General features: G+C 34.5%; 21 protein-coding genes. 5 read left to right on the top strand and 16 right to left on the bottom strand.

The window, feature by feature from the left end:
* Positions 1-224 precede the first annotated feature (224 nt).
* Together BXU11_RS13415 and BXU11_RS13410 are read right to left on the bottom strand one after the other, a co-directional pair.
* On the bottom strand, positions 225-824 hold the full coding sequence (locus BXU11_RS13415) for a 3'-5' exonuclease (RefSeq protein WP_078212884.1): 600 nt from the start codon (positions 822-824) through the stop codon (positions 225-227).
* A 1-nt stretch (position 825) separates the two neighbouring features.
* A complete protein-coding gene (locus BXU11_RS13410) occupies positions 826-2,742 on the bottom strand; it encodes a DUF294 nucleotidyltransferase-like domain-containing protein (protein WP_024981814.1) in 1,917 nt (638 codons plus the stop codon).
* Positions 2,743-2,918: 176 nt separating this feature from the next.
* On the opposite strand from BXU11_RS13410, the gene BXU11_RS13405 reads away from it, so the two are divergent.
* Positions 2,919-3,167, top strand: a complete 249-nt coding sequence (locus tag BXU11_RS13405) for a DUF2911 domain-containing protein (RefSeq protein ID WP_139363507.1) — start codon at positions 2,919-2,921, stop codon at positions 3,165-3,167.
* 405 nt (positions 3,168-3,572) lie between these two features.
* Here the strand turns inward: BXU11_RS13405 and BXU11_RS13400 are convergent, their stop codons facing one another.
* The 3 genes from BXU11_RS13400 to BXU11_RS13390 all read right to left on the bottom strand — a co-directional run bounded on the left by BXU11_RS13400 (position 3,573) and on the right by BXU11_RS13390 (position 7,161).
* Complete coding sequence (locus BXU11_RS13400; RefSeq protein ID WP_078212883.1) at positions 3,573-4,907, bottom strand: DEAD/DEAH box helicase; 1,335 nt, start codon at positions 4,905-4,907, stop codon at positions 3,573-3,575.
* A 75-nt stretch (positions 4,908-4,982) separates the two neighbouring features.
* The gene (locus tag BXU11_RS13395) at positions 4,983-6,521 is read right to left on the bottom strand and encodes a DEAD/DEAH box helicase (RefSeq protein WP_078212882.1); all 1,539 of its coding nucleotides are present in this window, start codon (positions 6,519-6,521) and stop codon (positions 4,983-4,985) included.
* Between the two features lie 103 nt (positions 6,522-6,624).
* Complete coding sequence (locus tag BXU11_RS13390) at positions 6,625-7,161, bottom strand: DUF6155 family protein (protein ID WP_078212881.1); 537 nt, start codon at positions 7,159-7,161, stop codon at positions 6,625-6,627.
* A 104-nt stretch (positions 7,162-7,265) separates the two neighbouring features.
* Between BXU11_RS13390 and BXU11_RS13385 the strand changes: the two genes are divergently transcribed.
* Positions 7,266-7,550 carry a DUF3817 domain-containing protein gene (locus tag BXU11_RS13385; RefSeq protein ID WP_024981809.1) on the top strand — a complete coding sequence of 95 codons (285 nt, stop codon included), beginning with the start codon at positions 7,266-7,268 and terminating at the stop codon, positions 7,548-7,550.
* Positions 7,551-7,904: 354 nt separating this feature from the next.
* Positions 7,905-8,810, top strand: a complete 906-nt coding sequence (locus BXU11_RS13380; protein ID WP_369803213.1) for a mechanosensitive ion channel family protein — start codon at positions 7,905-7,907, stop codon at positions 8,808-8,810.
* Between the two features lie 108 nt (positions 8,811-8,918).
* Here the strand turns inward: BXU11_RS13380 and BXU11_RS13375 are convergent, their stop codons facing one another.
* Positions 8,919-9,302 carry an acyl-CoA thioesterase gene (locus BXU11_RS13375; protein ID WP_024981807.1) on the bottom strand — a complete coding sequence of 128 codons (384 nt, stop codon included), beginning with the start codon at positions 9,300-9,302 and terminating at the stop codon, positions 8,919-8,921.
* Positions 9,303-9,371: 69 nt separating this feature from the next.
* On the opposite strand from BXU11_RS13375, the gene BXU11_RS13370 reads away from it, so the two are divergent.
* A complete protein-coding gene (locus BXU11_RS13370) occupies positions 9,372-9,770 on the top strand; it encodes a hypothetical protein (protein ID WP_024981806.1) in 399 nt (132 codons plus the stop codon).
* 122 nt (positions 9,771-9,892) lie between these two features.
* On the opposite strand, the gene BXU11_RS13365 is transcribed toward BXU11_RS13370, so the two are convergent.
* Positions 9,893-11,548 (bottom strand): M1 family metallopeptidase, encoded by a 1,656-nt coding sequence (locus tag BXU11_RS13365; protein ID WP_078212880.1) that lies wholly within the window; start codon positions 11,546-11,548, stop codon positions 9,893-9,895.
* Positions 11,549-11,811: 263 nt separating this feature from the next.
* Here BXU11_RS13365 and BXU11_RS13360 point away from each other — a divergent pair, with 263 nt between their 5' ends.
* Complete coding sequence (locus BXU11_RS13360) at positions 11,812-12,750, top strand: DUF2167 domain-containing protein (RefSeq protein ID WP_078212879.1); 939 nt, start codon at positions 11,812-11,814, stop codon at positions 12,748-12,750.
* 74 nt (positions 12,751-12,824) lie between these two features.
* On the opposite strand, the gene hisIE is transcribed toward BXU11_RS13360, so the two are convergent.
* The 9 genes from hisIE to pckA form a co-directional block, all read right to left on the bottom strand.
* Positions 12,825-13,421 (bottom strand): bifunctional phosphoribosyl-AMP cyclohydrolase/phosphoribosyl-ATP diphosphatase HisIE, encoded by a 597-nt coding sequence (gene hisIE, locus BXU11_RS13355; protein WP_078212878.1) that lies wholly within the window; start codon positions 13,419-13,421, stop codon positions 12,825-12,827.
* A gap of 39 nt (positions 13,422-13,460) precedes the next feature.
* Complete coding sequence (gene hisF, locus BXU11_RS13350) at positions 13,461-14,216, bottom strand: imidazole glycerol phosphate synthase subunit HisF (protein WP_024981802.1); 756 nt, start codon at positions 14,214-14,216, stop codon at positions 13,461-13,463.
* Between the two features lie 69 nt (positions 14,217-14,285).
* Complete coding sequence (hisA, locus tag BXU11_RS13345; protein WP_078212877.1) at positions 14,286-15,050, bottom strand: 1-(5-phosphoribosyl)-5-[(5-phosphoribosylamino)methylideneamino]imidazole-4-carboxamide isomerase; 765 nt, start codon at positions 15,048-15,050, stop codon at positions 14,286-14,288.
* 7 nt (positions 15,051-15,057) lie between these two features.
* Positions 15,058-15,693, bottom strand: a complete 636-nt coding sequence (hisH, locus tag BXU11_RS13340) for an imidazole glycerol phosphate synthase subunit HisH (RefSeq protein WP_078212876.1) — start codon at positions 15,691-15,693, stop codon at positions 15,058-15,060.
* Positions 15,694-15,739: 46 nt separating this feature from the next.
* On the bottom strand, positions 15,740-16,876 hold the full coding sequence (gene hisB / locus BXU11_RS13335) for a bifunctional histidinol-phosphatase/imidazoleglycerol-phosphate dehydratase HisB (RefSeq protein WP_078212875.1): 1,137 nt from the start codon (positions 16,874-16,876) through the stop codon (positions 15,740-15,742).
* Positions 16,877-17,016: 140 nt separating this feature from the next.
* Positions 17,017-18,060, bottom strand: coding sequence for a histidinol-phosphate transaminase (gene hisC / locus BXU11_RS13330; protein WP_078212874.1), 1,044 nt, complete (start codon positions 18,058-18,060; stop codon positions 17,017-17,019).
* A gap of 12 nt (positions 18,061-18,072) precedes the next feature.
* A complete protein-coding gene (gene hisD / locus BXU11_RS13325) occupies positions 18,073-19,359 on the bottom strand; it encodes a histidinol dehydrogenase (protein WP_078212873.1) in 1,287 nt (428 codons plus the stop codon).
* 156 nt (positions 19,360-19,515) lie between these two features.
* The gene (hisG, locus tag BXU11_RS13320; protein ID WP_078212872.1) at positions 19,516-20,373 is read right to left on the bottom strand and encodes an ATP phosphoribosyltransferase; all 858 of its coding nucleotides are present in this window, start codon (positions 20,371-20,373) and stop codon (positions 19,516-19,518) included.
* A 376-nt stretch (positions 20,374-20,749) separates the two neighbouring features.
* Positions 20,750-22,384: a phosphoenolpyruvate carboxykinase (ATP) gene (gene pckA / locus BXU11_RS13315; protein WP_024981795.1), complete on the bottom strand. Its 1,635-nt coding sequence runs from the start codon at positions 22,382-22,384 to the stop codon at positions 20,750-20,752.
* Positions 22,385-22,425 lie beyond the last annotated feature (41 nt).

The following is a 22,425-nucleotide window of genomic DNA, read 5'->3' as shown; positions in this document are numbered from 1 at the left end:
TTAATAATCCATTTTATAATTAAAAACGGAATTAAATCCGCAGCGTATCTATACAAGTAGTTAGCTGAAAAAGAGCTGTTTTTGAAAATTAAAAGTATTGCACGACAAGAATTCATTCATAAAAACAATAGTGTTTCTTACTGATTACATTTTATTACTCACGAACAAAAGTTAGTTGCTATTATGCATCATCGACAATTTTGCAATGGAATAATGTTAGAAGATTAAAACTTCAAGTCTAATTTATTTTTTAATTTTAAAAATAAAAGCGCAATTCTAAAAGCGTCTTCTGATGAAGAATGTCTGTCACTTTTTGGAATTTTATAAATGCTACAGAGTTCATCTAATGAAAATTGTTTGTCTGTAATGTCATTAATCTTTCGATACATTACATCAACATCAAGTGCCTGATTTTTCAATCGTCCACAGCCTAGTTTTTCTAGAGATGCATTAATCATTTCGACATCAAAATCAACATGATGCCCAATTAAAATAGCATTTCCAATGAAATCCACAAACATCTGAATAGCATCCATTTCGACCAATTTTTTCATTTTGCTATCCACAATAAATTCATTGGATAGTCCATTATCATGAAAATATTTGTATTGTAGTAAAACTGCCTCAAAGCTTTGGCCTATAGCGATACTTGACTCTTCGATTTGAAAGGAGCCAATAGATAAAATCACATCTTTGTTGGAGTTCATTCCTGAAGTTTCAGTTGAAAACACAATGATTTTATCTGGTTTTGATTCAAATTTCTCCAAATATTTTTTCCAAAAATCCGGAAAATCTTTATTTATATTTTTAAGCCAATCTAGCATACTATGAAAATTGTGTAAGTTTAAATTTGCCTTTAATTAATTCTTCTAAATCTTTCATTGGCTGTAAAGCCATTTTTAATTTGTCCTTATCCAATTTTGACATTTCGGTTACCGGTATGTATTGTCCAGAGTCATCATTTTTTAACCCTTCATTAGTTCTAATTTTAGACAATGTAATAAAAGCATCCGCACAATTCAAATAAATCTCTTCATTATTTGGATCGACAATGGCCAATTGCTTATATCTGAGATAGGTATTGTTTATTCCTTTCAAATTGAAATATAAAGCAAATAATCGAGCTCCATCAATTAACGGCATTAGTGCACGTGTTTTAATATCAAATTTATTACGATTGATAGCGTCTTCCTCTAAAATGAATTTCTTGAAAAAAGTAAGCGGAGTATTATTTTTTAAAACATGGTTTCCGAGAAAGTCAAAAAATAAGGTATTGTTTTTTGCGTTTTGCAAAACTACATTTCCAATAGCTTCCTCTAACTTGTCGTCTCCAAAAACCAACTCATAATCGAAGAATATACTACTCATATTGTTACTGTTTTCTCCAGGAGTATTCATCCAACTATTGAATTGTTTGATCCAATCTGATAATGATTTACTCCATTGCAAATTGCCAGCCATATGGTTTTCTGGACAAACAGGATAGCCTACTTTTTCTAATGTTGATGTTGTTCTTTTGGCTAATTTAATAAAATAATCTTTGACATTACGATATTGATCGGCTGGTACATCTTCAAAAATCAACATACTGTCTTGATCTGTAAACAATAATTGCTCCTTACGCCCTTGACTCCCAATACTAAACCAAGCAAAACGAGCAGGAGGGGAGCCCATATCTAATATAGACAATTCTACACTTCTTTTTATAATTGCTAAATTGATCTCACTGGCAATATTAGCTACGTGATAAAGGGGAATATTCTTATTAATTGCATTTTGAATCAAATCGGTCAATCGTTCACGGATTTGTTTTAAATCTTTGGAAGTTAAAGATCGCTTAATTTCTTTGATCATTACTCCAGGATTGCTTGCTTGTGCAATAATCAAGTCATGTTCGGATATAATTCCTTTAACTACAGATTGCGTAGTACCATCAAGCGTAACACATAAATGCGTAACATTATGTTTTAGCATTAGTAATTGAGCTTCTGCCAATGAAATACTTTCAACTACCGGAATTACTGGTGAATCCATAATTTTATCAACAGTATCCGTAATCAAATAGCGTCCAGTTGCCACTTTGGATCGCATATCTTGATCCGTTACAATGCCAATTGGATAGTTTTTTTCACAAATTAAAACATTGTTCACAACTTCTTCTGTCATTATTTGAGCGATATCTTTAATGACTGTTTTGGAAGTAGTGGTTAACGGTGAAGTATTATATGAAAGTGATTGGAAATATTGAATTTCAGATTGTTGTTCTGGAAAAAAAACATTATCAGAAATCATCGCATTCCCATATTTATCTTTATCGTTAGAAAATCTTGAGGTGGCGGCAAAACTTTCTAATAAAAAATTCAAAACCATTGAATTATTGCTCACAAAAGGCCTAAATACGGCAATTGGAATAGCGTACACGATGCTTTCCTCACGAGCTTTTGCGGTCATCATGTAATTATTTTTAGCAAAAAAAGGACGTAAGCCAAAAATATCACCTTGATTGCATTTGTGTAAAAGCGTTTCTTCTGCATCAGAAATAACAGACAAATTAACGGTTCCAGATGCAATTACGTAAAAACAGTCGTGAAGAATATCATTAATTTGAAATAATGTTTGATGCTTTTCAAGATAGATAACTCGAATGTTTATTGCAATTTCAGAAAGCTCAGCAAAAGTTAAGTTGTTGAAGGGTGGATATTCTTTAAGAAAATCAGCAATACGTTCAGCCACTGTATTCATAATAAAAAGTAAGATTTAAGGTCGTATAAAAAAAATAATTAAATTAGTTATACTTAAAAGTAATGGTTAACTCATTGATTTACAAATATCAAAATTATTTCTTAAAAAATGAGTTTTATTTACAAATATAGCTAGACTTAAAGTACTTTTAACTACTAAATTTAACTAAAAAAAACATGAAAGCAAACTCAAAAAAATTAGTATTATTTTTCTTCTTTTTAATAAGTGTAATTGGTTGGTCACAAACAAAAACAGGAAGTCTTGCAGAATCAGTAACAGGCAACATTAATGGCGCTACTATTACTATTAAATACGGAAGTCCTTCGGTTAAAGGACGTGCTATTTGGGGAGCTTTAGTGCCGTTTGAACAAGTTTGGCGAGCGGGTGCAAACGATGCTACAACTTTTGTTACCAATTACGCGTAACGGTTGATAATCAAAAATCAGATAAACTAATAGAAAAATTAGAATATAGAATTTTGAAAACTAGAATTGAATTAGCTTGGGAAAATTTGATTATATGATTTGAAGTAAAATAATATTCTCAAAATAAAAGTAAAACACCTTTGACTGAAGGTTTTTTTTTGCTTAAGTTTTAAAAATACTAAATCGGTATGTAATCTGTATATTGTAATTATTATTTAAATAGTTTCAATTTTACATTTTTCTATTTTACATAATATAAATTATAGTTCAAAAGATGACAATAGAAAATACTTGTTTTTGAACTGTATTAAAACTAAGTATATTTTTGTAAATTATAATCTTTAAAAAAATACAATCATTCATTACAAATGATTGCACTTTAAAAATATAAGTTAAAAAAAATATTTAGCCTTTAAATTTTTTAACTGGCTTTTCTTGAATATCCACTTTGTTTTGTGCCCAATAATTTGCAATTAGTTTCTCAATCAATTCTTCTTTGGTTAAATGATGAAAAATTGTTTTTATTTTAGTTTTAAACTCAGTGTCCAATTCGTGATTTGGCTTTGTTTTAAAAATCTGTTTTGCCCACAAAAAAGCATTATTTTCTTCAATACTAGTTGACGAAGGTTTTTGATATTTAGAAAATTGAATGCCTAACTCTTTTTCAAAATTAGTAATTTCAACTTCTTCTTCTGGTTGTAAAACGGTCAATGATAATCCTTTGGCTCCAGCTCTAGCGGTTCGTCCACTTCGGTGTACATAGGCTTCATAAGTATCAGGTAGATGATAATTTACTACATATGAAATAGCTGCTACATCAATGCCACGCGCGGCCAAATCGGTTGCAATCAGTATATTAATATGTCCTTGGCGGAATTGATCCATAATTCGATCACGTATTCCTTGCGATAAACTACCATGCAATGCTCCAGACGAAAATTTATTGATCGCCAGATTCTTAGCCAATTTATTTACGGCAGCTTTAGTTTTACAAAAAATGATACCGCGCTCCCCTTCTTTAGTATTTAAAAAATGCATCAAAACATCTAACTTTTCAATGGGATCAACCACTATGTAATGGTGATCAATGCCTTGATTACCCATGGTTTCCATGTTGGCACTAACTTGAACAACATTTTTATTTAGGTAATTTTGAATAAGCTGTTTTATAGTTCCGGGTAATGTTGCGGTAAACAAAAAAGTTTGACGATTTTTTGGTAATTCGGCAATAATAGTATCAATACTGTCTTTTAGTACTGAAACCATTTCATCTGCTTCGTCCAATACCAAAAATGTAGTATGAGCTAAGTTGATTGCTTTACGCTCAATTAAGTCGATAAGTCTTCCAGGAGTTGCAATGATAATATGTGTAGGTTGTAACAAACGCTCTACTTGAGGTTTGATTGGGACTCCTCCACAGGTCACTGCTATTGAAACTTCTGGTTGATATTTTGAAAATTCGGTTAAATTTTCAAAAATTTGATTCCCTAATTCTCTCGTGGGCACTAAAATTACTGCTTGAATCGATTGCTTTGAGCTGTCAATTAAATTCAAAATGGGTAAGCCAAAAGCGGCAGTTTTCCCTGTACCTGTTTTGGCAATTCCAACAAGATCTGTTTTGTTGCTTAATGCTAGAGGAATAATCTTTGCTTGAATTTCAGTTGGTATAACAATTCCCCTTTCGGTAATCGCTTTTACAATGGGTGCTGAAAGCCCTAAATCGGAGAATTGTTTTGACATATGAGTAAGTATTATTGTTATAATTTAAAAGTGAACTAAATTGAAAAGTGATTTTTAAGTAGCACTCTACATCTTTTAATCTAATTCATTCATGATTTTTTCACGGTATTTTTTACCAATAAGTAAGGTTAGCTTTTGTTTATAATCATCTACTAACCATTCGCGGTAATTTTTACTACATTGGCTTAAACATTTGGAATAACGCTTAATTCTGCAGTCAATATCATTCTCTAATTCTTTGGCTAACGCCCTAGCTTCTTGAGGTAATTCTGTATTGTCAACGCACATAGAAGCATGCTGATCCAAGGATTTATCCAACACTACTTTGGAACGTAAATTCTGCTTGATCGCTAATTTATGTTCTTCATCAACATCAAAGGTTACCACCTCAGTTTTACTAAATTTCGCTCTTAATTCTGGAGGCATTTGGTATTTAAAATGCAATTCAATTTCTTGATCGTCTCTAAGATTTTCAAGATAAAATTCGGGCGATTTAAAAATATGTTGCCAGTTTACCGGTTCACTCCAAAGTCCAAATCGAGCCGCATTGTTTCCTAAATCAATTACGGTAAACTCATCCTTTCCAGGTAATTTTCTAGAGCCACGTCCAATCATCTGAAAGTACAAAGTCAACGATTTTGTCGCTCTATTTAAGATAATGGTTTCCACGGTAGGTTCATCAAAACCTGTTGTTAAAATTCCAACCGATGTTAAAATGGCATCAGGTGTATGCTTGAACCAATGTAATATTTCTTTACGCTCGTCATTATTACTAGTATTGTCTAAATGACGAATAGGATATCCTGCCTCACGAAAAGTTTCGTAAACATATAGCGAAGTGTTTATACCATTATTAAAAATCAATGTTTTTTTTCCCAAAGAACGTTCAGTATAGGCATACAATAACTTCTCTTGCATTAGGGTATTGGTATAAAGATCGTCTGATGATTTAACAGTATAATCACCATTAATACCTACTTTTAATGAGGTCAAACCAACATCATAGCTATAGGTAACCGCACGAGCCAAAAATCCTTTTTCGATAAGTGAACCAATGGTATCTCCAACTATAAGTTCATTGTAGCTTTGATGCATCGGTAATTTGATATTGGAACTTAGCGGCGTAGCTGTAACTCCAAGTATAAAGGCGTTTTTGAATGAACTCAATAGTTTTCTGAAAGAATTGTAATGCGCCTCATCAATAATGACCAATCCAATATTGTCTAAGTGCAATTTCTCATCATTGATACGGTTTTTCAAGGTTTCGACCATAGCAACGAAACAAGAATAATCATTTTGATCGGGTAATTCTTTGACTTTACTATTGATGATTTTGTTCTTAACTCCAAAACCTTTCAGCATCTTCGAGGTTTGCTTGCACAATTCGATTCTATGAGTTAAAACCACTACTTTTTTATCATGTTGAGATAAATATCTACGTACGATTTCAGAAAAAACAACCGTTTTTCCTCCACCTGTTGGTAATTGATATAATAAATGATGATTGATTGGGGCGTTATCTATGCGCTCAAAAATGGCGTCAATGTCACCTTTTTGATAAGCATATAATTCTTTTTTAACTTCAACTTGAATTTCTAAAGCGTCTTCTAACATTATAAATTTTGGATTTTTGCAAAACTACGCTTTAAAAAGAGTTATTGCACTACTATTAAAATAAATTTTTATAGTCTGAAACCAATAATTTTATTAAGCAGCTTTAAAATTTGGTTGTTTTTTCTAGTACTATTTCAAAATCAGCACTATTTTTCCATTTTTGTAAGGTAATTTCAGTAGTGATGGCCTCCATTCTACTTTTGAAATCAACAAAAATTCCATGACGGATACAAAAGTCTAACGCTTGCGCAAAAGAGTTGAAAGTACTTTTTAAAAAGGCATCTGAAGTTGTTTTGTTTTCTAAAGCATGGGTTTGTCCTATTTCAATGGCAAAAAGCATTACATCGGCTATACGATACGGATCTACGCCAAGTGTGATAAAATGCTTAATGTACTTTTGAGCAACCGATCGTCTCATTTTTGCTTTAGGTTGTCTTTTGGTCCCTGATTTCATAACTGGGAAATATTCATGTGCAATTTTGGTTTTGGCCTCACGAATCAACTCTTCTTCTTTAGGTTGAAAGACAAAATTATAGTACACTTTTACGGTACTTAGTTTATCGTACAATTCCAAAATTTGTTCTTCCAGTTGCTCTTTTGTTAACTGAGCAACATATTTTTTTAGATCGCGTTTACTCATCTTCAAGTGTTGAAAGTGTAAATGTAAATTACTTTGAGTTCACAAACGTTATAATCAATAAGAATCCTTAATTTTGGGCCTTAAATAAAAAAAATACAATCAAAATGTTCAAAACATTCAAAATTACTGCCATTTTAGAAGGATGCTCCTATCTGATTTTATTAGCGAATATGTTATTTATCAAACCCAATAATTTAGAAATATATAAAACTTTATTGTATCCAATTGGTATGAGTCATGGTGTATTGTTTATTGGGTATGTTGTATTGGCTGTACTCCTAAAAAACGCGCAAAAATGGTCTTTTCTGACGTTATTAATTATCCTTTTGGGCTCTTTAATTCCGTTTGGAACTTTTTATATTGAAAAGAAATATTTGAGCAATGGGTAATATTTTGGATCATATTTTTAATTTCCTCTACCCTATATTTCGAGGATGGGGTTTGGGTTATTCGTTTTCTTCCTATGTAAGTCTAGTGTTGAATATCATTGTTTTGATCATTCTGACCTATTCCATTTATATGCTATTTCGTTTTTTGTTTGTGACAGCAATGGCTATTATTGCGCTAAAGACAAAAACCAAATTTGATGATTTGATCATATCCAACAAAACGGTAATTTATATTGCGCAGCTAATCCCGTTTACTTTGATTTACAAATCAGTACCTATAATTTTAAAACGTTATGATTACTGGGAAGATGTTTTTGGGAAATTAGTTGGCGTCTACATCGTACTATTGATTTTATGGATCATTCGATCCCTATTAAATACTACTCAGGATTATTTAAAACAAATCCAAGGTTTAGTGATAAACCCGTAGATAGTTTTATTCAAGTCATTATGATAGTGCTATGGATGTTTGGCATCTCTGTCATTATTTCTAAAATTTTCGGGATTAGTCAAAAAGAAATGCTAACTATTTTAGGAGCTGTTTCTGCTATCGTCATTTTGATTTTTAGAGATACCATTTTAGGATTTGTGGCTAGTGTTCAAGTTGCTATAAATGATATGGTTCGTATTGGTGATTGGATTACGATGGAACGTTATGGCGCTGATGGTGACGTGATCGAAATTAATTTGGCTACCGTAAAAGTTCGTAATTTTGACAATACCACCACCACGATACCTACTTATAGTTTAAGTTCGGATTCGTTTCAAAACTGGCGAGGAATGCTTAATTCTGATGGAAGACGAATTAAAAGACATATTTTAATCAAAGCGAGTACGATTCGATTTTTAGAAGATTTTGAATTAGATAATTTACAAAAAGTAGAATTGGTTCAGCCCTATATTCAAACTCGAAAAGATGAAATTGAAAGGTTTAATCAAGCGAATGCTATTGATAAATCGTTGGCAATTAATGGTCGAAACATGACGAATTTAGGATTATTCAGAAAGTATATCAATCAATATTTGCATCAACATGCTGGTTTGAATAAAAATCTTACCATGATGTGTCGTCAACTTCAGCCCACGCCGCACGGAATGCCTTTAGAAATTTATGCCTTTTCAACAGACAAACGCTGGGTCAATTACGAATACATTATGGCCGATATTTTTGATCATGTTATTGCCTCGGTACCCTATTTTTATTTGGAACTTTATGAGATGCCTTCCGATCATACTTTTTTAAAAACGGAGTCACTGTAATAAGCTAGATTTAAGGCAGAAATTACATAATCCTGTTTGAATTTTCTTTCTATAAAAATGCCCCGAATAGTATCTCACTTTTTGGGGCATGTTTATTTCGGGTCTATTTTATAATCTGTCTTTCACAAATTCAATTTCTGTTTTCCCATGCGGCTGTGGTTTTCCATCGGTTCCTAAATTAACCATAGTTGTTTTGTCAATGGTAATAATGGTTTCTCTTGTCATCATGTTGCGCGCTTCACATTTTAAAATTAAAGACGTCCTACCAAACTTTACCACATCAATCCCAATTTCAATAATATCGCCTTGTCTGGCTGAACTGGTAAAATTAATTTCAGACATGTATTTGGTTACAATTCTGGAATTTTCGAGCTGAATGATGGTGTACAGTGCTAGTTCTTCATCAAGCCAAGCTAACAAACGACCTCCAAACAAGGTGCCGTTTGGGTTTAAATCTTCGGGTTTTACCCATTTTCTGGTATGAAATCTCATTTCTTTTAGGTTTATCTTCAAATTTATAAAAAAATAAACTGCCTTTTTGATTAACTTTAAAGAAAAAAAATGACACAGCGTGAACTTTTGTTAAAAGAATTCAGAGGCGATACAATTGGAGTGATAACGGCTCAATCTTCAACTGAAGAAAAATTTCAAAATCAAGTGCTTAGGCCGATATTGAAGCTTCAGAATGATTTGTTCCTCGCAATGTTTGAGCATTACATCAACAAAAATAAAAGAGATTTTCATGAACTTTCCCTTGAAAAAAAGCTCGCTTTGGTTGAGAATTCAATTCAAAAAGATGTAAAATTTCGAAATGCTTTAAAAGGAACCATTATTGCCCTCTTTACTTTAGAAGAGTATCAAAATTACATTCAAAATTCTTCCAACCTGAATAAAAGAATGATGACTATGCTAATCGAACGGCTTAAAAGTCAAATTCAATTGTTTGAAAAGCAACTTTAAAAGTCATTTTTGCAAAAATAATCACGAGTAAGCCTCAATTTTATTTCCTTTATGAAACTAAAAAAAGCTTTCTGAACTAGTACTAGACTTCAGAAAGCTTTTTTATTTTTCATTCTTGGAACTTAGTCCGTTATGTTGTAACTGCCCACATAATAGTTGTTATCCACTTCAAGTGTTGGTTTTTCTGTTGTTCCCAAAGGCAACATTTTCCATTCGTTATTCGGTTCCAAAATTTGTACAGTACCATTCAGAATTACTTTTACAGGAAGATTGAAATTGGCCACACTATTCGCCCAACGATAACCCAACTGATTATTTTTAAAGAAATACTCCAAAGTTGGAATACGAGTATCACGCAAATACTGGTTAAAAACAGGCGTCAAATCTCTTCCTATTTTTTCGCTCAAATAACTTTCAATTTGCTGTGTCGTCACTGTTTGATGGTAAAAAGTAGCATTCAAACCGCGCAAGATTTCACGCCATTTATCGTCATTGTTTACCACTTGTCGCAAAGTATGCAGCATATTGGCGCCTTTGTAGTACATATCTCCAGAACCTTCATTATTTACATCATAAACTCCAATAATTGGTTTGTCATTTTCGATGTTTTTTCGAATGCCGCGGACATAAGTATATCCCGCTTCTTTACCAAAGTAGTATTCCAAAAACAAACTCTCCGAATAATTGGTAAAGCTTTCGTGAATCCACATATCGGCGATGTCTTTATAAGTAATGTTGTTCGCAAACCACTCGTGCCCCGACTCGTGAATGATGATAAAATCAAACTTCATTCCCCAACCCGTTCCACTCAAATCGCGTCCTAAATAACCATTCAGAAATTTATTGCCGTAGGTTACACTACTTTGGTGTTCCATACCCAAATATGGAGCCTGCACCAACTTGTAGCTGTCTTCATAAAACGGATAAGGTCCAAACCAATGCTCAAAAGCTTTTAGCATTTTGGGTACATCTTGAAATTGTTTTTTGGCTTTGTCCAAATCATCACGCAATACGTAGTATATACAATCCAAGTCGCCTTTTTCTCCTTTGTATTTTTCAGAAAAAGAAACATAATCGCCAATATTAATGTTCACCCCATAATTATTGATTGGATTTTTAACCACCCAATGAAAGGTTTTGGTACCGTCTTTTTCTTTTTGTACACTTTGCAAACGCCCGTTAGAAACATCCGTCAAGTTGCCAGGAACATTAACACTGATGCGCATTCCTTCTTCGACTTCGTCATACATATGGTCCTTACAAGGCCACCAAACACTAGCGCCCAATCCTTGACAAGACGAGGCGATAAACGGATTTCCGTTTTTATCTTTTTTCCAAGTAATCCCTCCATCCCAAGGCGGATTGACTGCTACTTTAGGTTTTCCTCCATAAAACACCACAATTTCTTTGGTGTTTCCTACTTTTTGAGGAGCCGTTAAAGTGATAAAATAAACATTTCCCTCTCGCTTATAGGTCAATGGTTTTCCGTCTTGAGTGACATTGGTAATGGCCATCGGATTTTGCAAGTCAATTTGCAACACCGAATTCTCTTGAAGCACTTGGTAGCGAATAGTATTCGATCCCGAAATGGTGCTATCCGAAGGATTCACTTTGATGGCTAAGTGATAATGTTTCAAATCCCACCAAGCGCGTTCTTTGGTAACGCTACCTCTAAGACTGTCTTGTCGGGTAAAAGTGGTTTCCTTTTTATTCAATAATCCTTGGGCTTTACTGACCGAAAACGAAGTCATCAATAGAAGGATAGCTATTTTTTTCATCGGGTATAGTTTTTTTCAAAACTACATACTTTTTTAGATTTTATCTGCATTTCATTTATTCAATTGCTAAAAAAGCATCCTGTTTTTTATACATACAACAGTCTTGTTTATTTATTTTTATTAACAAAATATTATTAAGAAAATTATTTTTAACAACCTTCTTCAGTGTAAGAAAATTTTATATATTTGAAAACATTCAAGTTGAAAATACCACAATAAATAATTAATCTTTACTAACAAACTAACACAAAATCTGTTAAATTATGAATTTATTGTTGAAAAGAAGTATGTTCATTGTGATGCTGTATTGCTATTCCATTCTATCATTTGCACAAGATAATAGTGCACAAAAAATAGACTCGATTGAACAAACCTTTACTTACGAAAGAGGTAGCATTACTTTAAAAAATGGAATAGGTACCATTACTGTTCCTAAAGGATTTAAGTATTTAAATGCAGAACAAGCAGAAAGAGTTCTTGTTGATTTATGGGGAAATCCAAAAACAGAAAACATCACACTTGGATTATTGCTTCCTGAAAATCAAGGTGTTTTAAGTCAAAAGGGATATGTCTTTAATATTCAATATGATGAAATTGGCTATGTAGAAGATAAAGATGCCGACGATATTGATTATGACGAATTGTTAACACAAATTAAAGAGGATACCAAAGAAGAAAATATTGAAAGAAAAAAAGAGGGATACGAACCTATCACCATAGTAGGATGGGCTTCCACCCCATTTTATGATAAGGAAAAGAAAATCTTGCATTGGGCAAAAGAAATAAAGTTTGGTTCAGAAGTACAAAACACACTAAATTATAACATTAGAATTCTAGGTAGAAAAGGAGTTTTAGTTTTAAATGCTATTGCTGGTACTTCAGAATTACCTTTGGTACAGAAGGATATTAATAAAGTTATTGATATCGTTTCTTTTAACAAAGGATATACGTATGCAGAGTTTGATAGTTCAATTGATAATGTGGCTGCTTGGACAATAGGAGGTTTAGTCGCTGGCAAGGTATTAACCAAAGTTGGTTTTTTTGCTATTCTAGCGAAGTTTGGAAAAATTATTGTTATTACCTTAATTGGTCTTTTTGGGGCATTTAAAAATAAGATAATGAATTTATTTTCTAAGAAAGAAAATGATGTAGCAATAACTGCCGAAAATGAAGTTGTAGAAACAACAACTGAACAACAATAAAATTTATCATGCATAAATAAGGTTTCTAGTTAAGTCACTTACTTCTAGAAACCTTATTTTTTTGTTTCAAAAGGCTACTTCTGCCTTCCCTTCAATACTTCCACTACATCATTCAATTGAAACCCTTTGGCTTGCAATAAAATCAAGTAATGAAAAAGTAAATCGGCACTTTCACTCAAGAACAAATCATCGTTATCATCTTTGGCTTCAATAACCACTTCAACAGCTTCCTCTCCTACTTTTTGAGCAATTTTATTGATGCCTTTTTCAAATAAAGAAGCCACATAACTCTTCTCAGAATCGGCATTTTCACGACGCGTTTTTATGGTCGACTCCAATTGTGAGATAAAGCCATAATTTGCGGAATTCTCTTCTTGCCAACACGTATCAGCGCCAGTATGACAAGTAGGTCCCACTGGTTTTGCCTGAATCAATAAGGTATCACCATCACAATCATTTTTAATGGAAACCAATTCTAAAAAATTACCACTTTCTTCTCCTTTGGTCCACAATCGTTGTTTCGAACGGCTAAAGAAGGTTACTTTTTGAGTATCTATGGTTTTTTGAAGCGATTCTTCGTTCATATAGCCCAACATCAAGACATTTTTGGTTTCAGCATCCTGAATGATGGCTGGAATTAATCCGTGAGCACTTTTAATATCTACATTCATTTTTGTTAGTATTAAGTATTGAGAATTAAGTAATAAGACTTAAATTCTGACTTCTATAGTATTATTTTTAAGTTCTTTTTTTAGTGTTTTAATTTCAATTTCTTTGAAATGAAATACGCTAGCTGCCAAAGCTGCATCGGCTTTTCCGTCAATAAAGGTATCCACAAAATGCTGAATGTTTCCAGCGCCTCCTGAAGCAATAATAGGAATATTAACCAATTGCGATAGTTGCGCTAAAGCTTCGTTGGCAAAACCATTTTTGGTTCCATCGTGATTCATAGAAGTAAAGAGTATTTCCCCCGCACCGCGTTGTTCTACTTCTTTCGCCCAATCGAACAGGCGAATTTCCGTTGGTACCTTCCCTCCTACCAAATGCACCATCCATTCGCCTTCTATTTGTTTGGCATCGATAGCAACCACAATACATTGGCTACCAAATTTCTGCGCTAAGTCATTAATCAATTGAGGATTTTTTACTGCCGAAGAATTGATAGACACTTTATCAGCACCATTTTGAAGGAGTACTTCCACATCTTCAACAGACGAAATACCACCACCCACCGTAAAGGGAATATTGATAGTAGCCGCCACTTTTCGCACCAAGTCAATCAAGGTGCTGCGTCGCTCCTCAGTAGCCGAAATGTCCAAAAACACCAATTCATCTGCCCCTTCTTGTGAATAGATTTTGGCCAATTCTACTGGGTCGCCCGCATCGCGTAAATCGACAAAATTCACCCCTTTTACAGTTCGTCCGTTTTTTATATCCAAGCAAGGAATTATTCTTTTTGTAAGCATAACGTTGTTTATTGTTTGTTGTTTTGGGTTAATGGTTCAATATTTCAACTACAAACCATTAACTATCAACTATGAACTTAAAATGAATTTTTCTAATTGTTTCAGCGTGATTCTTCCTTCATAAATCGCTTTACCGATGATGGTTCCTTCACAACCTAGTTCTGCTAATTTAGGCAATTCATCGAAGGTGGAAATCCCTCCAGAAGCAATCAATTTTATCTCGCCTCTCGACTTCGCTCGAGGTGACATACTCGATATGACATTACATTGGTTCAAAATTTTTGCATACAAATCAAAACTAGGGCCTTCTAGCATTCCGTCTTTGGCGATATCTGTGCAAATCACATACTGAATACCTTTGCTTTGATAATCTTGAATAAACGGAATCAAATCCTCATTCGAATCCTCCAACCAGCCTGAAACAGCCACTTTTTCATTGTTGGCATCTGCTCCCAAAATGATTTTATCCGAACCATATTCAGCAATCCATTTCTCAAAAATGGCTCGATTTTTTACGGCTATGCTTCCTCCTGTGATTTGGTTGGCACCACTTTCGAAAGCAATTTTTAAGTCGGCATCGGATTTCAAACCACCGCCAAAATCAATCTTCAATTTCGTTTTAGTAGCTATTTGTTCCAATATTTTATAATTGACAATTTGGCTCGATTTGGCTCCATCCAAATCTACCAAATGCAAATACTCAATTCCGTGTGCCTCGAATGATTTAGCGACTTCCAGTGGATTCTCATTATAAATAATTTTGGTATCGTAGTCACCTTTGGACAAACGCACACATTTTCCTTCGATAATATCTATTGCGGGTATTATTCGCATAATTTGTTTAAAGTTTAAGGTTTAAAAAGTTGTTTAAAATTTGCTCGCCAACATCACCGCTCTTTTCAGGATGAAATTGTGTTCCGAAAAAATTGTCTTTCTCTAAAGCTGATGAATACTCCAATTCATAGTTTGTAGTTGCAATGGTCTCCTTGCAAAGTGGCGCATAAAAACTATGCACCAAATACATATATTCATTCTCAGCAATGCCTTTGAACAAATCCGATTTTAGATTGTAAATCGTGTTCCAGCCCATCTGAGGTACTTTCACCTTTGAAGAAAACTTGATTACATCCACATCAAAAATCCCCAAACCTTTTGTATTCCCTTCTTCGGAGGATTGACACATCAGCTGCATCCCCAAACAAATTCCTAAAACAGGTTGTTTCAAGGTTGGAATCAAGGTGTCTAGTCCGCTTTCTTTTAGCATTTTCATTGCATAACTCGCTTCTCCCACACCGGGAAAAATGACTTTATCTGCTGCTTTTATCTCCTCAGGATTGTTACTCAAAACCGCTTTGTATCCCAATCGTTCAATGGCAAACATAATGCTTTGAATGTTTCCTGCGCCGTAATTTATGATGACAATCCCCCCAGCCCCCGAAGGGGGAGTTGAAGTAGATTGTGTTTTATTTTTTTCCATATTTTTAATTTCAAACTTTGTAATTCCCCCTTCGGGGGTTAGGGGGCTACAACATTCCCTTCGTACTTGGTAAAATCATTTTCTCTGTATCGCGTTTCACGGCTACTTTAATAGCTTTGGCGAAAGCCTTAAAAATCGCTTCGATTTTGTGGTGTTCATTGGTGCCTTCCGCTTTGATGTTGATGTTCGCTTTTGCCCCGTCTGAAAAGGATTTGAAGAAGTGATAAAACATCTCAGTTGGCATTTTCCCTACCATTTCACGCTTGAATTCAGCTTCCCAAACCAACCAATTTCTTCCGCCAAAATCAATCGCCACTTGCGACAAACAATCGTCCATTGGCAAACAAAAGCCATAGCGCTCTATCCCTAATTTATTGCCTAAGGCTTTAGCAAAAACTTCTCCCAAAGCAATGGCCGTATCTTCAATAGTGTGGTGTTCGTCTACTTCTAAATCACCTTTTACCGAAATTTCCAAATCCATTTGTCCGTGACGCGCAATTTGGTCCAACATATGGTCAAAAAAAGCAATTCCTGTGTCGATTTTGCTTTTTCCTGTTCCGTCCAAGTTCAGTTGAATGGTAATATCGGTTTCGTTCGTTTTTCTAGCAATATTGGCAGAACGAGCTTCTAATTTCAAAAACTCATAAATCGCTTTCCAATCAGTAGTTTGCAACGCAATTATAGCCTCTAATTCCTCTTTTTTACTTGATAATTCTGCTGCTCCCAACCCTTCTTCTTGCTTCAAGAAAATGGCTTTGGCTCCTAGATTTTTGGCCAATTCTACATCGGTCAAGCGGTCGCCTAACACAAAAGAATTCGCTAAATCATAATTCGGATTGTTAATATACTTGGTCAACATTCCCGTTCTAGGCTTGCGTGTTGGCGCATTATCTTCTGGAAACGAGCGGTCCACAAAAATATCATCAAACAAAACGCCTTCGTTCTCAAAAGCTCTCAAAATAAAATTTTGCGTAGGCCAAAACGTCTCTTCAGGAAAACTAGCGGTTCCCAAACCATCCTGATTGGTAACCATCGCTAATTCGTAGTCCAATTCTTTGGCGATTTTTGCCATATATTGAAACGCCTTTGGGTAAAATTCTAATTTACTCAAACTGTCCAACTGATACCCTTCTGGTTCTAAAACTAGTGTTCCGTCACGGTCTATAAAAAGTACTTTTTTCATCTTATTTTATATTGTTTATTTGGGCGTGCCCCACCAGAAAAAGGTGGGTCGGGCTTCCGTTCCCGCTTTTTTGTAACTCCGTTCCTCCGTTACAAAAAGAGCTCCACTACATCCCTCACGCAATTTACGGTTCTCTACTACTAAATGGCTAATAAAGCTTCTATCAATTTCTTATTTTCTATTTCTGTCCCAATCGTCAATCGCAAACAATTGTCGCAAAGGGGTTGCGTAGTTCGGTTACGAATCACAATACCTTTGGCAATTAACTCATCGTATCTTTTGTTGGCATCATCCACTTTAATCAAAACAAAATTCGCTTCTGTTGGATAAACAACCTCAACAAAATTTACTTTAAGTAATGCTTTAAGTAAAAGTTCTCTTTGCGCAATAATTGAAGCAATTTCTAAATCAATTTTAGCAGGTTGTTGCAAACGTTCAATCGCTCTTTGCTGCGTTAATTCATTGACATTGTAAGGCGGTTTAATCTTATTCAATACCCCAATAATAGCTTCTGAAGCATAGCAAATTCCAAGTCGGATGCCTGCCAACCCGTAGGCTTTGGACAAGGTTTGTGTAATGACCAAATTAGGATAAGCGTCCAATTCGTTGACCCAACTGGCTTTTTTAGAAAAGTCGATATAAGCTTCATCAATAACCACTAATCCGTTGAAATTATTCAACAAATACACCACACTTTCATCCGAAAACGAGTTGCCTGTTGGATTGTTCGGCGAACAGAGAAAGATGATTTTGGTATTGGCGTCCACTGCTTCCAAAATAGCTTCTACATTGGGTTGAAATTCATTGGTCAACAACACTTCTTTGTTGGTTACATCATTCAAATTGGCCAAAACACTATACATTCCATAGGTTGGTGGCAATGTGATAATGTTATCGATTTTTGGCTCACAAAATCCTCTAAACAATAAATCTAGCACCTCGTCACTACCGTTTCCAAGTAGGATTTGTTTCTTTTGCAAGCCTTTATTTTGCCCTAAAATCGATTTTACCGATTGTTGCTGCGGGTCTGGATAGCGATTTACGCCATTTTCAAACGGATTTTCATTCGCATCCAAGAAAATCATTTGAGCGGTATCAAAATCTTCAAATTCGTCACGAGCGGAAGAATAAGGTTTCATTTTTTTTACATTCTCGCGAATAATATCATTTATATTGAAATTCATTTCTTTCAATTTTTAAATTTTTAAATCTTTCAATCTCAACGTCACCGCATTTTTATGAGCTTGTAATCCTTCAGCCTCCGCCATTAGTTCAATAGCAGGGCCAATGTTTTGAATGCCCTCAGCTGTAATTTTTTGAAATGTCATCGATTTCAAAAAACTATCCAAATTGACACCACTATAATTTTTAGCATAACCATTAGTTGGCAGAGTGTGATTGGTTCCTGAAGCATAATCTCCAGCGCTTTCTGGGGTGTAATTTCCAATAAAAACAGACCCTGCATTACCAATGTTATTTACATAAAAATCTTCGTTCTGAGCGCAAACAATGAAATGTTCAGGTCCATATTCGTCAATCAAGTCTAAAGCAATTTGGTCATTTTCAACATAAATCAATTTAGAGTTTTCAATAGCTTTTGTTGCAATGGCTTTTCTTGGCAGTACTTCCAATTGTGTTTGGATTTCAGTTTCAACCGCATCAATTACTTCTTTTGAAGTCGAAACTAAAATCACTTGACTATCGGTACCGTGTTCCGCTTGCGACAATAAATCCGAAGCTACAAAGGCTGGAACAGCTGTATCATCTGCTACGATTAATAATTCTGATGGTCCCGCAGGCATATCTATAGCAACCCCAAACTGAGTGGCTAATTGTTTGGCTACCGTCACAAATTGATTTCCTGGTCCGAAAATTTTATACACTTTAGGAATTGCAGCTGTACCAAAAGTCAATCCTGCAATGGCCTGAATGCCACCCACCTTCAAAATTTTGGTTACCCCACACAATTGTGCGGCATACAAAATGGCTGGATTGATTTTTCCTTTTTTGTCTGGAGGAGAACACAAAACAATTTCCTTACAACCCGCAATATTCGCTGGAACGGCCAACATTAAAACGGTCGAAAACAAAGGAGCTGTTCCACCTGGAATGTACAACCCAATCTTTTGAATCGGACGTTTTTCTTGCCAACAAGCAACACCTGGAGTGGTTTCTACGCTTACACGAGTCGTTTTTTGAGCGGTATGGAATTTTTCAATATTGGATTTTGCCAATTGAATAGCGTCTTGTAATTCTTGAGGAATTGATGCAATCGCCTCATTGATTTCCTCTGCAGTAACCTCAAGATTGGCTACAGCAACTCCATCAAAAAGAGAAGTGTATTTGGTAATGGCTTCGTCACCCTTTTTTTGTACTTCCTTAAAAATTTCTTTTACAGTAGCTTCTATATCATCTACTGTTTTCGTGGGTCTTTCTAAGAGGATTGACCACGTTTCGGGTTTTGGATTGTATATTTTGTTCATTATTCTATTTTTTTTAACCGCAAAGGCGCAAGGTTTTTTTTATTCTTAGTTTTTAAAAACGCTAAGTTCGCAAAGCTGTTTTCTATATTTAGTTTATACTGAGTGAATTCGAAGTATTTTTATTTGGAATTTGGATTTTTTATATTGGAATTTCCTTTATAACACCATTTTCTCAATTGGGCAAACCAAAATTCCTTCGGCGCCAACTTCTTTTAATTGATCGATGACTTCCCAAAACGTATCTTTATCAATAACCGAGTGAACACTACTCCATCCCTCTTGAGCCAATGGTAATACGGTTAAGCTTCTCAAAACAGGAAGAATTTTGCCTACAGCATCGATTTTATCATTGGGAATATTCATCAAAATATATTTGGATCTTCTGGCTCTCAACACCGATTCAATTCTGAATTTCAAGGTATCAATGATCTTTTGAGATTCCTTACTTACTTTAGGTGAAACGGCTAAAACCGCTTCACTTTTGAAAATCACTTCAACTTCTTTCAAATTGTTTTTGAACAACGTACTACCACTAGAAACAATATCTACGATTGCATCGGCTAAACCTATGTTTGGGGCGATTTCCACCGATCCTGAAATTTGGTGAATATCAACCGTAACACCTTTGGAATTGAAAAAATTAATGACTGTATTTGGGTAAGAAGTGGCGATTCGCATGCCTTCCAAATCTTTTACGGAAGTATAAGTGAACGATTTTGGAACAGCTACCGAAACTTTGCATTTAGAAAAACCTAACTTCTGAATTACTTCAATGTTTTTCCCTTTTTCGACTAATAAATTATCGCCTACAATAGCAATATCTACTACTCCATCGATAAGATATTGCGGAATGTCCGAATTTCTCAAGTACAATACTTCAAGAGGAAAATTAGAGGCTTCGGCTTTTAATTGATCGATACCGTTGTCTATGGATATTCCGGCATCTTTTAGGATTTGGATGCTATCTTCGTTTAATCTTCCTGATTTTTGGATAGCAATTTTTAGTGTACTCATTTTAGTTTTCTTGTTTAGATTGATAAAATTTGAGTACAGCTTTATAGGTATAAAAAAACCCGTTTGATGTACTCAAACGGGTTTTAAAATATGATGATTTACAAACATACCATTAACACATCGCTTGAGAGCAATAATGTAAATGATGATGATGTAATTGAGTTGCGAACATTTTCGTGTGTAAAAATTTATGCGGCAAATATAATGCAAACCAAACGATAAAAGCAAATTTTGTTTTACTTTTTTTGTAATAATTTTGTTAAAACAGTGTCGAATTAGTAAAAACGCTATTTTTTCTTAGTTTACGAAAAAAAAAGAACACTTACTTGATGATATTAGCCCAAATAAGTGTTCCAAGCCACAACTAAAAAAAAAATTAATTTAATACCGGTTCAAGGTTTGGTCCTGCTGCAACCAATCGTTTTCCTTCATCCGTATTGGTGTATTGCTCAAAATATTTGATGTAGCGTGAAGCTAAATCTTGGGCTTTAATCTCCCATTCCTCATCGTTACTGTAGGTATCCCTTGGGTCTAAAATGCCCTCGCTAACATTTGGTAATTCTGTCGGGATGGTCAAATTTAGATATGGAATGTGTTTTGTTGGCACTGTATCGATTTCTCCACTGATGATAGCGTCGATTATTGCACGAGTGTTTTTTAAGGAAATTCTTTTTCCAGTTCCATTCCATCCTGTATTTACTAAATAAGCTTTTGCACCATGTTCTTTCATTTTTGCAATTAACGTTTTAGAGTACATTGTTGGATGTAAAGTCAAGAATGCTTCACCAAATGCAGGAGAAAAAGAAGGTTCTGGTGCTGTAATTCCTCTTTCAGTACCTGCTAATTTAGAGGTATATCCGCACAAAAAGTGGTATTGAGCTTGATCTTCGTCTAAGATTGAAACTGGAGGTAGCACTCCAAAGGCATCAGCTGATAAGTAAATAATTTTCTTAGCATGTCCTGCTTTTGAAGGCAAAACGATTTTGCTAATATGATAAATTGGATACGAAACTCTTGAATTTTCTGTGATAGAATGATCGTAATAATCGATTTCTCCATATTCATCGACAATTACATTTTCTAACAAGGCATCACGTTTAATAGCTCTCCAGATATCGGGTTCGTTGTTTTCGCTCAAGTCGATCACTTTGGCATAACAGCCACCTTCATAATTAAATACTCCATTATCATCCCAACCATGTTCGTCATCTCCAATCAAGTAACGTTTTGGGTCAGCAGATAAAGTAGTTTTTCCTGTTCCTGAAAGTCCAAAGAATACAGCTACATCACCTTCTTCTCCTACGTTGGCAGAACAGTGCATGGAAGCCATTCCTTTTAATGGTAGATAGTAGTTCATCATGGCAAACATTCCTTTTTTCATTTCTCCACCGTACCATGTACCTCCAATAATTTGGATTTTTTCTGTTAAATTAAACATGACAAAGTTTTCAGAATTTAAACCTTGTTTTTTCCAATTAGGATTGGTTGCTTTTGAACCATTCATCACAATAAAATCTGGTTTTCCAAAATTTTCTATTTCGTAAATAGACGGACGAATAAACATATTAGTAACAAAGTGCGCTTGCCAAGCTACTTCCATAACGAAGCGTACTTTTAAACGTGTATCTGGATTGGTTCCGCAAAACGCATCAACCACATATAATCTAGGAGAGGTTGATAATTGCTCTAATGTTAATGCTTTTAGATCGTCCCAAATGGCTTTGGTTGTTGGGTAGTTTGGTGAACTAATACCACTTTCTTTATCCCAACAAATGGTGTCTTTTGTAATCTCATCTTTTACAATGTATCGGTCTTTTGGAGATCGACCAGTAAAGACTCCTGTTTTTACTGCTATTGCACCCGTGTCGGTATGTGCTCCTTTTTCATATCCTTTTCTTCTGTGTGAAATTTCGGCTTGATACAATTCTTCATAAGTTGGATTGTAAACTACTTCATGATATCCTGTTATGCCTAAATCATGTAATTCCTGAATAATTTTAATGTTTTTCATATTCTATTAATTTAAATATTTTTTAACCCTATTTATAGTAT

This window comes from Flavobacterium sp. LM5, assembly GCF_002017945.1.
In the GTDB taxonomy this organism is placed as follows: Bacteria; Bacteroidota; Bacteroidia; order Flavobacteriales; family Flavobacteriaceae; genus Flavobacterium; species Flavobacterium succinicans.
Note: the sequence above shows the minus strand (reverse complement) of the source record. Positions and strands in the feature narration are given on the sequence as shown.

What these genes read in the sequence shown, in the direction of transcription:
- BXU11_RS13415 (WP_078212884.1), bottom strand. Translation starts at nt 824, where the DNA reads ATGCTAGATTGGCTTAAAAATATAAATAAAGATTTTCCGGATTTTTGG.
- BXU11_RS13410 (WP_024981814.1), bottom strand. Translation starts at nt 2,742, where the DNA reads ATGAATACAGTGGCTGAACGTATTGCTGATTTTCTTAAAGAATATCCA.
- BXU11_RS13405 (WP_139363507.1), top strand. Translation starts at nt 2,919, where the DNA reads ATGAAAGCAAACTCAAAAAAATTAGTATTATTTTTCTTCTTTTTAATA.
- BXU11_RS13400 (WP_078212883.1), bottom strand. Translation starts at nt 4,907, where the DNA reads ATGTCAAAACAATTCTCCGATTTAGGGCTTTCAGCACCCATTGTAAAA.
- BXU11_RS13395 (WP_078212882.1), bottom strand. Translation starts at nt 6,521, where the DNA reads ATGTTAGAAGACGCTTTAGAAATTCAAGTTGAAGTTAAAAAAGAATTA.
- BXU11_RS13390 (WP_078212881.1), bottom strand. Translation starts at nt 7,161, where the DNA reads ATGAGTAAACGCGATCTAAAAAAATATGTTGCTCAGTTAACAAAAGAG.
- BXU11_RS13385 (WP_024981809.1), top strand. Translation starts at nt 7,266, where the DNA reads ATGTTCAAAACATTCAAAATTACTGCCATTTTAGAAGGATGCTCCTAT.
- BXU11_RS13380 (WP_369803213.1), top strand. Translation starts at nt 7,905, where the DNA reads ATGGATCATTCGATCCCTATTAAATACTACTCAGGATTATTTAAAACA.
- BXU11_RS13375 (WP_024981807.1), bottom strand. Translation starts at nt 9,302, where the DNA reads ATGAGATTTCATACCAGAAAATGGGTAAAACCCGAAGATTTAAACCCA.
- BXU11_RS13370 (WP_024981806.1), top strand. Translation starts at nt 9,372, where the DNA reads ATGACACAGCGTGAACTTTTGTTAAAAGAATTCAGAGGCGATACAATT.
- BXU11_RS13365 (WP_078212880.1), bottom strand. Translation starts at nt 11,548, where the DNA reads ATGAAAAAAATAGCTATCCTTCTATTGATGACTTCGTTTTCGGTCAGT.
- BXU11_RS13360 (WP_078212879.1), top strand. Translation starts at nt 11,812, where the DNA reads ATGAATTTATTGTTGAAAAGAAGTATGTTCATTGTGATGCTGTATTGC.
- hisIE (WP_078212878.1), bottom strand. Translation starts at nt 13,421, where the DNA reads ATGAATGTAGATATTAAAAGTGCTCACGGATTAATTCCAGCCATCATT.
- hisF (WP_024981802.1), bottom strand. Translation starts at nt 14,216, where the DNA reads ATGCTTACAAAAAGAATAATTCCTTGCTTGGATATAAAAAACGGACGA.
- hisA (WP_078212877.1), bottom strand. Translation starts at nt 15,050, where the DNA reads ATGCGAATAATACCCGCAATAGATATTATCGAAGGAAAATGTGTGCGT.
- hisH (WP_078212876.1), bottom strand. Translation starts at nt 15,693, where the DNA reads ATGGAAAAAAATAAAACACAATCTACTTCAACTCCCCCTTCGGGGGCT.
- hisB (WP_078212875.1), bottom strand. Translation starts at nt 16,876, where the DNA reads ATGAAAAAAGTACTTTTTATAGACCGTGACGGAACACTAGTTTTAGAA.
- hisC (WP_078212874.1), bottom strand. Translation starts at nt 18,060, where the DNA reads ATGAATTTCAATATAAATGATATTATTCGCGAGAATGTAAAAAAAATG.
- hisD (WP_078212873.1), bottom strand. Translation starts at nt 19,359, where the DNA reads ATGAACAAAATATACAATCCAAAACCCGAAACGTGGTCAATCCTCTTA.
- hisG (WP_078212872.1), bottom strand. Translation starts at nt 20,373, where the DNA reads ATGAGTACACTAAAAATTGCTATCCAAAAATCAGGAAGATTAAACGAA.
- pckA (WP_024981795.1), bottom strand. Translation starts at nt 22,384, where the DNA reads ATGAAAAACATTAAAATTATTCAGGAATTACATGATTTAGGCATAACA.